Source organism: Streptomyces sp. DSM 110735 (assembly GCF_016482685.1).
GTDB lineage: Bacteria > Actinomycetota > Actinomycetes > Streptomycetales > Streptomycetaceae > Streptomyces.
On sequence record NZ_JACYHF010000020.1, the window covers coordinates 23,027 to 35,443 of the forward strand.

Below are 12,417 nucleotides of genomic sequence, written 5' to 3' on the forward strand. Positions count from 1 at the left end.
AAAACCGCCCGGCCGTCCCCCCGCCCCGCAGGAGAGCCCATGAGCACCCCGCCCCTCGCCGCCGGACCCCACGGCCCCGACGCGCTGCGGCCCCTGCTCGACACCGTGCTCGACGCCCTCGCGGCGGGCGCGGCGGACCGGGACGGACCACTGCCCGCCGGAGGACCGCACGCCGTGGACACCCGGGTCGAGCAAGCCCTCGGGGACGTCCTGCCCGAACACGGCGACCCCGACGCCCTGCGCACCCTCGTCCACCTCCTCGCCGCAGGCGCCGCCGACCCCGCGGACCCGCTCTGCGCGGGCCATCTGCACTGCCCCCCGCTCGCCGTCGCCACCGCCGCCGACCTCGCCGCCAGCGCCCTGAACCCCTCCATGGACTCCTGGGACCAGGCGCCCGCCGCCTCCGCACTGGAGACCCGCGTCACCCGCACCCTCGCCCGGGAGACCGGACTCGCCGACGCCCTGGTCACCACCGGCGGCACCGAGTCCAACCAGCTCGCCCTCCTCCTCGCCCGCGAAACCCGCGGGAGCGCCCTCACCCTCGTCTGCGGAGCCAACGCCCACCACTCCCTGCCCCGCGCCGCCTGGCTCCTCGGGCTGCCCGCCCCGCTCGTCCTGCCCACCCCCGACGGCACCCTCGACCCCGCCGCCCTCGACACCGCGCTCACCGCACTCGAAGGACCCGCCCTCGTCGCCGCCACCGCGGGCACCACCGACGCCGGACTCATCGACCCCCTCCCCGAGATCGCCGCCCGCTGCGCCGCCCACGGCGCCCGCCTCCACATCGACGCCGCCTACGGCGGCGGACTCCTCTTCAGCGACCGCCACCGCGCCCGGCTCACCGGACTCGACGCCGCCGACACCGTCACCCTCGACCTGCACAAACTCGGCTGGCAGCCCGTCGCCGCCGGACTCCTCGCCGTAGCCCGCCCCACCGAACTCACCGCCCTCCACCACCGCGCCGACTACCTCAACGCCGACGACGACACCGACGCCGGATACCCCGACCTCCTCGGCCGCTCCCCGCGCACCACCCGCCGCCCCGACATCCTCAAGACCGCCGTCACCCTCAAGACCCTCGGCCGCACCGGGCTCGCCGCACTCGTCGACCAAGTCTGCGAACGCGCCCAGGAGTTCGCCGCCCTCATCCAGGGCCACCCCCGCTTCGAGCTGTACCGCCCGCCCGGCATCAGCACCGTCCTGTTCCGCCCCGCCCACACCCCCGACGACACCGTCGCCGCCGTCCGCCGCACCCTGCTCCACCAGGGCCGCGCCGTCCTCGGCCGGGCCCGCGCCGACGGCCGCCTCTGGCTCAAGGCCACCCTCCTCAACCCCCACACCCGACCGGACGACCTGGCCCACCTCCTGAAACTCGTCGAAGGACACACCCCCAGATGACCCACCCCCCACGACACGAGCCCGCCTCCCCCCGCGACCTCGTCGGCATCGGCATCGGACCCTGCAACCTCTCCCTCGCCGCCCTCGCCCACCCCCTCGCCGAACTCGACGCCGTCTTCTACGAACAGCGCCCCGCCTTCACCTGGCACCCCGGACTCCTCATCGAGGACGCCACCCTCCAAGTCCCCTTCCTCGCCGACCTGGTCACCCTCGCCGACCCCACCAGCCCCTGGAGCTTCCTCAACTACCTCCGCGCCCGCCAGCGCCTCTTCCCCTTCTACTTCGCCGAGCACTTCCACATCCGCCGAGCCGAATTCGACGCCTACTGCCGCTGGGTCGCCCGCCACCTGCCCGGACTGCGCTTCTCCCACCAGGTCGACACCGTCCGCTGGGACCCCGAACACGACGTCTTCGAGGTCGACTTCACCCGCCTCGACGCCGAAGGACAGGCCGAATCCCTCGGCCGCACCCGCACCCGCAACCTCGTCCTCGGCATCGGCACCGCCCCCCACGTCCCCGAACCCCTGCGCCCCCTCGCCGCCGCCCCCGGCGTTCCCGTCCTGCACGCCGCCGACTACCTCACCCACCGCGACACCCTCCTCGCCGCAGGACACGTCACCGTCGTCGGCTCAGGACAGTCCGGCGCCGAGGTCTTCCTCGACCTCCTGCGCCACCGCCCCCAGGGCCACGAGGGCCTCCACTGGATCGCCCGCACCCCCGCCTTCGCCCCCATGGAGTACTCCAAGCTCGGCCTGGAACACTTCACCCCCGACCACACCCGCTACTTCCACGCCCTGGCCGAACCCGTCCGCGACCGCCTCGTCCCCGCCCAGTGGCAACTCCACAAGGGCGTCGACGTGGGCACCCTCGCCGCCATCCACGACGAGCTGTACCGGCGCACCCTCCACGGCGGCTGGCCCGACGCCGTCCTCACCCCCGGCGTCCACGTCCGCACCGCGGGGCGCCTGGGCACCGGACAGGTCGAACTCCACCTCGAACACCACGACCAGGGCACCCGCACCCGCCTCGCCACCGACGCCGTCGTCCTCGCCACCGGCTACCGCGAACGCCCCCTCGACAGCGTCCTCGCCGGACTCACCCCCCACCTGCGCCACGACAGCTCCGGACGCCCCCTGATCGACGAGGACTTCCGGCTCGTCCTCGACCCCGCCGTCACCGGCGCCGTCCACGTCCAGAACGCCGAACTCCACACCCACGGCGTCGGCGCCCCCGACCTCGGCCTCGCCGCCTGGCGCAGCGCCGCCATCCTCAACGCCCTCACCGGCAAGGAGCAGTACCCGCTCCCCACCCGCACCGCCTTCACCACCTTCGGACTCCACCCCCAACGCACAAACCCCGGCGACGGCAGGACCCACCAGGTCCGCACCGTCACCGGGGCACCGGTCTAGAACCGGACTACGAGAACACCGGCGTGCCCTCCCGCGTCAGCTTCCAGTCCACCGACGCGAAGTCCTTCGGGTCCAGCTCACCCTTCGCCGTCACCCACTCCGCGATCCGCGTCCGGATCTCCGTCGACTCCGACCACAGCTCCTTCGCCGACGCCACATACGGGAACGCGCCACCACCGTTCGCCCGGTAGTTGTTCACCGCGAACACGAACTGCGCCGCGTCGTCCAACGGCGCCCCACCGAACGCCAGGTTCTTGATCCGCGACCCAGCCGGCTGCGCCACGTCGATCTCGTACGACAGCCCGGACACATAGTCGTAGTTGTAGTCCGGGCGGTCGTTCGCGTTCGTCAGCTTGTCCACGTCCACCGGCGCACCCGGCGCCATCTGCACGAAGTACTGCGCCGAGTACTCCAGGTACGCCCGCACCTGCGCACCCGTCAGCAGCTTCGCCACCAGCGTGTTGTCGTACACGTACAGGCTCGACAGATCCCGGATCGTCACATCGCCCGCCGGGATCTCACTCGTCCGCGAGAACGGCGACGCCTGCGACAGCACCGGCAGCGACGCGTACTCGGTACCCGCCAGCGCCGCCTTGACCACGTCCTCCTGCACCTTGTTGATCAAGTCGATGATCGGCGCGTCCTTGTACCGCGCGTCCACCGTCGTCAACGTCTCGGTCGCCCGCCCCACCACCTGGTTGACATACGCGACCACCTTCTTGTGCTCCGCCGTCAGCAACTTGGTGATCTTCGGGTCGTCCGCGACCGTCCGCGAATCCCGCAGCGACGCCGCGACCGACTCCACCTCCCACCTGCCCCGCCGCAGCACCAGCTCCACGTCGAACAGCGTCAGCCGCTCCGCGAAGCACAACGGCTCCGACAGCACGACCGTCTTCCCCGACTTCTCGTTGACGACCCGCAGCTCCGGAATCTCCAGATGCGCGTGCCCCACCAGAATCGCGTCGATCCCCGGCACCAGCCGCGCCACATTCGCCGCCGCGTTCTCCACGTACGGCACCTGGTCACCGTACGACGACGTGCCCGACGTACCCGAGTGCGCCGAGACGAGCACCACGTCCGCGCCCATCGAACGCAGCTTCGGCACCCACTTCGCCGCCTGCTCCTCAAGACCCTCGAACGCCAGCTTCCCCTGCACGAACGCCTTGTCCCAGATCGCGATGCCCGGATTGGTCAGACCCAGCACCGCCACCTTCACCGGCGGCGCCCCCGGCACCCGGAACTCCCTCATCACATACGGCTGGAACGCCGGCTTCAGCGTCTTCGCGTCCACCGCGTTCGCGCCCAGCAGCGGAAAACGCAACTGGCTCTCGAACTTCCGCAGCGTCTCGATGCCGTAATTGAACTCGTGATTGCCCAGCGCCGCCGCGTCGTACCCGATCGCGTTCATCGCCAGCGCCATCGGATGCACCGGACCACCCTTGGCGGTGATCGGGTCCACCTTCGCGTAGTAGTACGTCAGCGGGGTGCCCTGGATCGTGTCGCCCGCGTCGATGAGCAGCGTGTTGTGCCGCCCCTTCTCCTCACGCACCTGGTTCACCAGCGTCGAGATCCGCGACAGCCCCAGCGCGTTGCCCGCCGGGTCGGCGTACTCCGCGTTCTTGAAATAGTCCCAGTTGAAGACGTGCCCGTGCAGATCGGTCGTGCCCATCACGGTCAGGGCGTACCGCTTCTCGTGGTGCTTGCCGTGCTTTCCGTGCTGGTCGTGCCCGCTGTGCTTGGCGGGCGCGGCCTCGGCCACCGGCGCTCCCACTCCGCCCGCGACGGCCACCCCCGCCCCGGTCACGGCGGACTTCTTCAGGAACTTCCGGCGGTTCAACGACATCGGTGGCCTCTCTCGGCACGATCGGACAACGCGCGTAGATTGTGCCGGGCCAGGACCCACCGCAACAGACCCCCCAGGTTGCGATCCGGTGACCGATCCCCGCCGAACTCCCCCCGCCCGCACGGGCGTCACATGACACAGTGGGACACATGACCACTCCACCGGCACCCGCGCACGGCACCCCCGACGCACCCCTCCTCGTGGTCCAGGGCGAGGCGGAGTTCGAGACCGGACCCGAAATCGCCCGCATCGGCATCACCGTCGCCGCCCGCGGCCGCGACCGGCGCACCACCCTCGACGACCTCACCCGCCGCAACGCCGCCGTCCTCGACCTCGTCAAGTCCTACGGCGAAGCCCTCGCCGAACTCTCCACCGGCGTCTTCTCCATCACCCCCGAACTCTCCGAACGCGGCCGCGGCGAACGCGTCCGCAGCCACCAGGGCCAGGTCCGCCTCGACGCCGAATTCACCGACTTCACCGCACTGGCCGAACTCACCACCCGACTGGCCGACTTGGAACTCACCCGAGTCGACGGCCCCTGGTGGTCCCTGCGCCCCGGCTCCCCGGTCCACACCGAAGCCCGCCGCCGCGCCGTCGCCGACGCCCTCACCCGCGCCCGCGAATACGCCGACGCGCTCGGCACCACCCTCGCCGCCCTCGTCGAACTCGCCGACACCGGCGCCGACCGCCCCCGCACCACCGCCGCCTACGGCCGCGCCGCTCGCTCCCTCACCAGGGGCGGTCCCGCCGAACCCCCCGAGCCGCTCGACCTGGAACCCGCACGGCTCACCGTGGCCGCGCAGGTCACGGCACGGTTCACCCTGGTGCCGCCGCGGCTGTGAAATGCGCGGCGCCGGAATGGGTGGCGCAATCGGCTGGGATGAAAGAGTGACGAACTGTTGCGCGAAAAACATCGCTCAAAGGAGCGGGGCTCCGCACAATTCAACACTTGTCAATAAGCCTTTCCGTAAAGGTCGTTGAATGGCCACCGGCCCCGGATTCTCTACCCGCCGGTAAGCCCTAGGCTCGAACCATGCGCCGAGCAAAGATCGTCTGCACACTCGGGCCGGCCACCGACTCGTACGACCAGATCAAGGCACTGGTCGAAGCCGGAATGGACGTCGCCCGCTTCAACCTCAGCCACGGCGGCCAGGCCGACCACGAGGCGCGATATCAGCGCGTACGCAAAGCCGCCGACGAAACCGGCCGCAGCGTCGGAATCCTCGCCGATCTTCAAGGTCCGAAGATCCGCCTCGGCCGATTCGCCGAAGGCCCCGTGATCCTCGAACGCGGCGACACCTTCACCATCACCGTCGAAGAAGGCGTCGAAGGCGACCGCCACCGCTGCGGCACCACCTACGCCGGACTAGCCACCGACGTCACCCCCGGCGAACGCGTCCTCGTCGACGACGGCAAGGTCTGCCTGGAAGTCACCTCCGTCGACGGACCCCGCGTCCACACCCGCGTCCTCGAAGGCGGCGTCGTCTCCGACCACAAGGGACTCAACCTCCCCGGCGTCGCCGTCTCCGTCCCCGCCCTCACCAAGAAGGACGAGGACGACCTCCGCTGGGCCCTGCGCACCGGCTTCGACACCGTCGCCCTCTCCTTCGTCCGCGCCGGACGCGACGTGCTCGACGTCCACCGCGTCATGGACGAGGAGGGCCGCCGCCTCCCCGTCATCGCCAAGGTGGAGAAACCCCAGGCCGTCGAGGACATCGAGGGAATCGTCGCCGCCTTCGACGGCATCATGGTCGCCCGGGGCGACCTCGGCGTCGAAATGCCGCTCGAACACGTCCCCGTCGTCCAGAAACGTGCCTGCCAGTTGGCCCGGCGCAACGCCAAACCGGTCATCGTCGCCACCCAGATGCTCGACTCCATGATCGAGAACGCCCGGCCGACCCGTGCGGAAGCCTCCGACGTCGCCAACGCCGTGCTCGACGGCGCGGACGCGGTGATGCTCTCCGGCGAGACCAGCGTCGGCAAGTACCCCGTCGGAGCCGTGCACACCATGGCGAAGATCGTCACCGCCGCCGAGGAGGACATGCTCGCGGGCGGGCTGCCGCCGCTGACCGAACGCGACAAGCCCCGCACCCAGGGCGGCGCCGTCGCCCGCGCGGCGGCGGAGACCGGCGACTTCCTCGGCGCCCGCTTCCTCGTCGCCTTCACCCAGTCCGGCGACACCGCCCGCCGCCTCTCCCGCTACCGCTCCCCGATCCCCCTCCTCGCCTTCACCCCCGAACCGGCGACCCGCTCCCAGCTCAGCCTGACATGGGGCGCGGAGACGTTCCTCGGCCCGCACGTCGACTCCACCGACGCGATGATCGCCCAGGTGGACGAGCTGCTCCTCAAGCACGGCCGCTGCGAGCGCGGTGACCTGGTCGTCATCACCGCGGGCTCCCCTCCGGGCGTGGCGGGATCGACGAACCTGGTCCGCGTGCATCACGTGGGCGAGGACGACAGCCCTCGCTAGACGGTCAGTACTTGGGTCCGACGTGGGCGTCCATGAGGGCGACGGAGGGTTTGCGGGCGACGGAGATGTTGAACGCGTTTCCGTCGCGCGTGCAGTGGGTCCACTCGACGCCGAGTTTGTCGAGGGTGTCGGTGTAGAGGCGGCGGATGTCGTCGGAGGTGTTGGTGAAGAAGTACCGGGGGTATTCGTAGCGCTTGCGCTCGCCGCCGATCAGCTTCTCGGTCCAGTTGGTGACCCGACACCCGTCGGAGTGGATGAGCCCACGGACGAACTCCCAGGGGTGGGCGTCGACGATCTCCTGCTGCCAGGGTTCGAGGACGATCGCGCGCTCGTGCTTCTTGCCGGGGCCGTGTTGCGGGAAGAGGCAACGCCAGTGCCGGCTGTAGCCGACCACGGAGGTGTAGCCGACAGCTTGGACCCGGTACGACTTCTTGCTCGGGTTGATGGCTTCGACTGCGGAGGCGCAGGCTTCGATGAGACCCGGCCACGCGTCGGAGCACGCGATGCGGAGGTAGTAGCCGGTTTTCCTGCCCGGGCTGATACAGCCGTCACCGAGGTAGAGGCCGAGGAGGTAGCTGTACGAAGCCCCGTCCGCAGGCGGCTCGCTCACAGGTCCGCATCGTGAGCACGGGGTGCGCTCCATGCGGGGGAGCGGAGTGATGCGGGTCCGCCAGGATCGCATCGCGCTGCGGGAGATCCCGGTCTCCCTGCTGACAGAGTTGAGGCTGCGCCCCTGGGCTACGAGCGCGAGCGCCCGCTCGCGTGTGCTGAGGTCGTACATGCGGCCACTCTGTGGCAGGTCACGCGGCGACACGCAGCAGAAAGCGGATGTTCACGCGAACGTGCACATCCGGTCGAGAGGCTGAACCTTCGAATCGAAGGAAAAGTGCCCCGAGTCGGACTCGAACCGACACTGTACGGGTTTTGAATCCGTTGCCTGCTGCCAATTGGGCTACCGGGGCTCGAAGAATCCAAGGTTTCCCTTGACCCTCCGCGCGTCCACCTTACCGCAGCTAGGTAGGCTCTTGTCAGCAGTACCCCTGCCCTGAACGGAGAGCCCCCGTGACCGCCGAGTCGCCCCAGCCCGCAGACGTGTCCGACGACGACAAGTCGCATGTGCCCCCGCTGACGACCCGTGTCGTCATCGCGGAGGACGAGGCGCTGATCCGGCTCGATCTGAAAGAGATGCTGGAGGAGGAGGGCTACACGGTCGTAGGCGAGGCAGCCGACGGTGAGCAGGCCGTGGAGCTGGCCCGGGAGCACAAGCCGGACCTGGTGATCCTGGACGTGAAGATGCCGAAGCTCGACGGCATCTCGGCGGCCGAGAAGATCGCCGAGGAGTCCATCGCCCCGGTCCTGATGCTGACCGCGTTCTCGCAGCGCGACCTCGTGGAGCGCGCCCGCGACGCCGGTGCCATGGCCTACCTGGTGAAGCCCTTCAGCAAGAGCGACGTGGTCCCGGCCATCGAGATGGCCGTCTCCCGCTTCACCGAGCTGCGCCAACTGGAGCAGGAGGTCGCGGACCTCACTCAGCGCCTGGAGACCCGCAAGCTGGTGGACCGCGCGAAGTCGATCCTGCAGACGGAGTACGGCCTGTCCGAGCCCGCCGCGTTCCGCTGGATCCAGAAGACCTCGATGGACCGCCGCCTGTCGATGCAGCAGGTCGCGGAGGCGGTCATCGCGGACGACAACGAGAAGAAGTCGTCCAAGAAGAAGGACAAGGACAAGGACTGACCCCCGGTCCACGTGACGAGGCCCGCGCCCCCGGGAGGGGAGCGCGGGCCTCTGTCGTACGACGGATCAGTCCTCGCCGAGGTACGCCTTCCGCACCGACTCGTCGTGCAGCAGGTCCTGCCCGCTGCCGGAGAGCGTGATGTTGCCGATCTCCATGACGTAGCCCCGGTCGGCGAGCGAGAGCGCCGCCTGGGCGTTCTGCTCGACCAGGAGGATGGTCGTGCCCTGGGACTTCAGCTCGGCGATCGTCGCCATGATCTTCTGCATCATGATCGGCGAGAGCCCCATGGAGGGCTCGTCCAGCATCAGCAGCTTGGGCTGGGACATCAGCGCCCGCCCCATGGCCAGCATCTGCTGCTCACCGCCCGAGAGGGTGCCCGCGGCCTGCTTGCGGCGTTCCCCGAGGATGGGGAAGAGGTCGTAGGCGCGCTGGATGTCCTTCTCGATGCCGTCCTTGTCCTTGCGGAGGAAGGCGCCGAGCTGGAGGTTCTCGGTGATGCTGAGGCGCGGGAAGATGTGCCGGCCTTCGGGGGAGTGGGCGAGCCCGAGGGCGACGATCTTGTGCGCGGGGACTCCGGTGAGCGGCTCGCCCTCGAAGAGGATCTTGCCCGAGGTGGGCTTGAGCAGTCCGGACAGGGTGCGCAGGGTGGTCGTCTTGCCGGCGCCGTTGGTGCCGATGAGGGTGACGACCTGGCCGGCTTCGACGCTGAACGAGATGCCCTTGACGGCCTCGATCTTGCCGTAGGCGACCCTGAGGTCCTCGACCTCCAGCAGTGCGGTCACGGGGTCTCTCCCTTGGTGGTGCTGTTCTCCGTCCCGGAGGCGTCCTCGGCGTCGCGGGCCTCGGCGGCGGGCGCGTCGGGCTCGGTGTCCTCGGTCCCGGTGTCCTCGGTCCCGGTGTCCTCGGCGGTGGCCTCCTCGCGGTCCTCCTGCGCGGCCGTCTCGGCGGCTTCGACCTCCGCCGCCTCCGCCTCGCCGGGGTCGCCCTCGAAGGGTTCGCCGAGGTAGGCGGCGACGACGCGCTCGTCGGCCTGGACGACGTCGGAGGTGCCTTCGACGAGCTTCTCGCCCTGGACGAGCACGGCGACCCGGTCGCAGAGGTTGAAGATGAAGCGCATGTCGTGCTCGATGACGAGGACGGCGATGCCCTTGTCGCGGATGGCGAAGACGAGTTCCTCGGTGGTCCGGGTCTCCTGCGGGTTCATGCCGGCGGTGGGCTCGTCGAGGAGAAGCAGTCCGGGCTCGCTGGCCAGTGCGCGGGCGATCTCCAGTTTGCGCTGCTCGCCGTAGGGGAGGTTGCGCGCGAGGTGGTCGCGTTTGGCGGCGAGGCCGACGAACTCGAGGAGTTCCATGGCCTTGGCCTCGGACTCCTTCTCGGCCTTGCGGAAGCCGGGTCCGCGCAGCAGCGCGGACCACAGTCCCTCCTTGGTGCGGGTGTGGCGGCCGACGAGGACGTTCTCCAGGACGGTCATGTTGGCGAAGAGCCGGATGTTCTGGAAGGTGCGGGCGATGCCTGCCTGGGTGACCAGGTGGGGCTTGGGCGGGAGGACCTTGCCCTGGTAGGCGACCGTGCCCTCGGTGGGGACGTAGAGGCCGGTGAGGCAGTTGAAGAAGGTGGTCTTCCCGGCGCCGTTGGGGCCGATGAGGCCCACGATCTCGCCGCTGTTGACGGTGAAGTCGACGGAGCGGACGGCGGTCAGGCCGCCGAAGCGCATGGTGACGTCACGGGCTTCGAGTACAGGTGTCGTCATGGTGCGTCACGCCCCTGCCTGGGTGGGGGCCGGTTCGTCGGTGAGTGTTTTCTGGGCGGGTACGTCGAGCTGGCCGGTCTCGTGGAATTCGAGCTGGCGGCGGCGGTTGGCGATGATGCCTTCCGGCCGGAACCGCATCAGCAGGACGAGGGCGACACCGAAGGCGAGCAGTTCGTAGTTCTGGAGGAACTGGAGCTTCTCGGGGACCAGGTAGAGGACGCTGGCGCCGAGGAGGGGTCCGCTGACGGTGCCCATGCCGCCGAGGACGACGGCGGCCAGCAGGAAGGCGGAGTTGGGCGGGGCTGCTCCGGCGAACTGGTACGGCTGCGGGTTGACGCTGAAGTTGACGTGGGCCATCACGGTGCCCGCGAGTCCGGCGAGGGAGGCGCCGAGGGCGAAGGCGATGAGCTTGACCCGGAAGCCGTTGATGCCCATGGCGGTGGCGGCGGTCTCGTCCTCGCGGATGGCGATCCAGGAGCGGCCGATGCGGGAGTCGGCGGCGCGGGTGAAGACGAGGACGACGATCGCGGTGACGATGAGCATGAGGAACAGGTAGTTGGCGAATCTGCCCAGGGTGAATCCGGCGATCTGGTGGGATGCGCCGAGGTTGAACCCGAAGATGTCGAGGTCGGGGATCTGGGTGATGCCGTTGGGGCCGCGGGTGATGTTGGGGCCGGAGTCGCCGTCGAGGTTGTTGACGGTGATGCGGAAGATCTCACCGAAGCCGAGGGTGACGATGGCCAGGTAGTCGCCGCGCAGGCGGAGGGTGGGGGCGCCGATGAGGACGCCGAAGATCAGCGAGGCGGCCATGCCGGTGAGGGCGGCTGCCCAGAAGGGGAAGTGGACGCCGGAGAAGCGGGAGTACTCGGAGCCGGAGACGAGGGCGGCGGCGTAGGCGCCGACGCCGAGGAAGGCGACGTATCCGAGGTCGAGCAGTCCGGTGAGGCCGACGACGATGTTGAGGCCGAGGGCGACGGTGGCGAAGATCAGGATGTTGACGCCGACGTTGGCGTTGTGGTCGTCGCTCTGGGTGAAGGGGAAGACGGCGGCTGCGGCGAAGGCGAGGGCGGCCGAGAAGCCCTTGTGGCGGGCGGAGACGGTCGCGTAGCGGTCGAGCAGGCCGGCGTGGACGAGGGCGACGGCGCCGAAGCCGACGGCGATGAGGTAGCCGATGAAGGTCTCGCTGGCCTCGTTGTCGATGCCGATGCCGTAGGTGAAGACGACCAGTGCGAGCGCGGTGCCGACGGTGATGGCGAGGCGGTCGGTCAGCGGGCTGCCGGTGGTGGGTCGGGGGGTGGCGGGCTTGGCGAGTCGCAGGGCGCCGAGTGCGCCGATGACGGGGCGTCGGGTCCAGGCGGGCGGGTTGTCGTCGTCGGCGGGGCGGTCCAGTGGCAGGGCGAGGGCGCCGAGCAGCAGGAGGAGTGCGCCCGCCGCGGCGACGAAGCCGCCGGGGTCGACGTTGACGAGGCCGCCGAGGTCGACGGAGATGGCGATGACGGTGAACCAGACGACGGCGAAGGTGCCGGTGGCGAGCAGGGCGAGGGTGTTGCCGCTGCCGCTGGGGTTGATCCGGTTCAGGCCGGGGATGTTGTAGCCGCTGAGGGTGTAGACGAGGGCGATGGCGGCGAGGGTGAGGGTGATGACCTGGAGTCCGGCGGGGTAGCCGTAGACGGTGAGGTCGCCGGGGAATTCGTCGGTCCAGGTCCAGGAGAGGAACGTGGAGGCGATGGTGAGGACGGCTCCTGCGGCGGCCAGGGGCCGGGCGAGGGTGCGCGGGAGCGGGACCAGCGAGGTCTGCTTGGTGTCGGTCAT

At 69.9% G+C, this 12,417-nt stretch carries 10 protein-coding genes and 1 tRNA gene; 5 read left to right on the forward strand and 6 right to left on the reverse strand.

Annotated features, from left to right (window positions below):
* Nucleotides 1–39 precede the first annotated feature (39 nt).
* Nucleotides 40–1,398 (forward strand): aminotransferase class V-fold PLP-dependent enzyme, encoded by a 1,359-nt coding sequence (locus tag IF655_RS25045; RefSeq protein ID WP_199587374.1) that lies wholly within the window; start codon nucleotides 40–42, stop codon nucleotides 1,396–1,398.
* A complete protein-coding gene (locus IF655_RS25050; RefSeq protein WP_199587375.1) occupies nucleotides 1,395–2,807 on the forward strand; it encodes a lysine N(6)-hydroxylase/L-ornithine N(5)-oxygenase family protein in 1,413 nt (470 codons plus the stop codon). The genes IF655_RS25045 and IF655_RS25050 overlap by 4 nt, the downstream gene beginning before the upstream one ends.
* Before the next feature lie 7 nt (nucleotides 2,808–2,814).
* Here IF655_RS25050 and IF655_RS25055 read toward each other — a convergent pair whose 3' ends face one another.
* Nucleotides 2,815–4,650: a bifunctional UDP-sugar hydrolase/5'-nucleotidase gene (locus tag IF655_RS25055; RefSeq protein ID WP_199587376.1), complete on the reverse strand. Its 1,836-nt coding sequence runs from the start codon at nucleotides 4,648–4,650 to the stop codon at nucleotides 2,815–2,817.
* 149 nt (nucleotides 4,651–4,799) lie between these two features.
* Here IF655_RS25055 and IF655_RS25060 point away from each other — a divergent pair, with 149 nt between their 5' ends.
* Both IF655_RS25060 and pyk read left to right on the forward strand, forming a co-directional pair.
* Nucleotides 4,800–5,492 (forward strand): SIMPL domain-containing protein, encoded by a 693-nt coding sequence (locus IF655_RS25060; protein WP_199587377.1) that lies wholly within the window; start codon nucleotides 4,800–4,802, stop codon nucleotides 5,490–5,492.
* 191 nt (nucleotides 5,493–5,683) lie between these two features.
* A complete protein-coding gene (gene pyk / locus IF655_RS25065) occupies nucleotides 5,684–7,120 on the forward strand; it encodes a pyruvate kinase (RefSeq protein ID WP_199587378.1) in 1,437 nt (478 codons plus the stop codon).
* 4 nt (nucleotides 7,121–7,124) lie between these two features.
* Here the strand turns inward: pyk and IF655_RS25070 are convergent, their stop codons facing one another.
* Nucleotides 7,125–7,901, reverse strand: coding sequence for a helix-turn-helix domain-containing protein (locus IF655_RS25070; protein ID WP_199587379.1), 777 nt, complete (start codon nucleotides 7,899–7,901; stop codon nucleotides 7,125–7,127).
* Nucleotides 7,902–8,007: 106 nt separating this feature from the next.
* Nucleotides 8,008–8,082 (reverse strand) — tRNA-Leu (locus IF655_RS25075).
* Nucleotides 8,083–8,182: 100 nt separating this feature from the next.
* Here IF655_RS25075 and IF655_RS25080 point away from each other — a divergent pair.
* Nucleotides 8,183–8,854, forward strand: a complete 672-nt coding sequence (locus IF655_RS25080; RefSeq protein WP_199587380.1) for an ANTAR domain-containing response regulator — start codon at nucleotides 8,183–8,185, stop codon at nucleotides 8,852–8,854.
* A 66-nt stretch (nucleotides 8,855–8,920) separates the two neighbouring features.
* On the opposite strand, the gene IF655_RS25085 is transcribed toward IF655_RS25080, so the two are convergent.
* From IF655_RS25085 to IF655_RS25095, 3 genes are read right to left on the reverse strand one after another with little or no spacing between them, the layout of a single operon-like run.
* Nucleotides 8,921–9,637, reverse strand: coding sequence for an ABC transporter ATP-binding protein (locus tag IF655_RS25085; RefSeq protein WP_199587381.1), 717 nt, complete (start codon nucleotides 9,635–9,637; stop codon nucleotides 8,921–8,923).
* A complete protein-coding gene (locus IF655_RS25090; protein ID WP_199587382.1) occupies nucleotides 9,634–10,605 on the reverse strand; it encodes an ABC transporter ATP-binding protein in 972 nt (323 codons plus the stop codon). Before IF655_RS25090 ends, IF655_RS25085 begins: the two co-directional genes overlap by 4 nt.
* A gap of 6 nt (nucleotides 10,606–10,611) precedes the next feature.
* Nucleotides 10,612–12,417 carry a branched-chain amino acid ABC transporter permease gene (locus IF655_RS25095; RefSeq protein WP_242488927.1) on the reverse strand — a complete coding sequence of 602 codons (1,806 nt, stop codon included), beginning with the start codon at nucleotides 12,415–12,417 and terminating at the stop codon, nucleotides 10,612–10,614.

Bases quoted from the DNA above. Each gene is read 5' to 3' on its own strand.
- IF655_RS25045 (WP_199587374.1), top strand. From the start codon at position 40: ATGAGCACCCCGCCCCTCGCCGCCGGACCCCACGGCCCCGACGCGCTG.
- IF655_RS25050 (WP_199587375.1), top strand. From the start codon at position 1,395: ATGACCCACCCCCCACGACACGAGCCCGCCTCCCCCCGCGACCTCGTC.
- IF655_RS25055 (WP_199587376.1), bottom strand. From the start codon at position 4,650: ATGTCGTTGAACCGCCGGAAGTTCCTGAAGAAGTCCGCCGTGACCGGG.
- IF655_RS25060 (WP_199587377.1), top strand. From the start codon at position 4,800: ATGACCACTCCACCGGCACCCGCGCACGGCACCCCCGACGCACCCCTC.
- pyk (WP_199587378.1), top strand. From the start codon at position 5,684: ATGCGCCGAGCAAAGATCGTCTGCACACTCGGGCCGGCCACCGACTCG.
- IF655_RS25070 (WP_199587379.1), bottom strand. From the start codon at position 7,901: ATGTACGACCTCAGCACACGCGAGCGGGCGCTCGCGCTCGTAGCCCAG.
- IF655_RS25090 (WP_199587382.1), bottom strand. From the start codon at position 10,605: ATGACGACACCTGTACTCGAAGCCCGTGACGTCACCATGCGCTTCGGC.
- IF655_RS25095 (WP_242488927.1), bottom strand. From the start codon at position 12,417: ATGACCGACACCAAGCAGACCTCGCTGGTCCCGCTCCCGCGCACCCTC.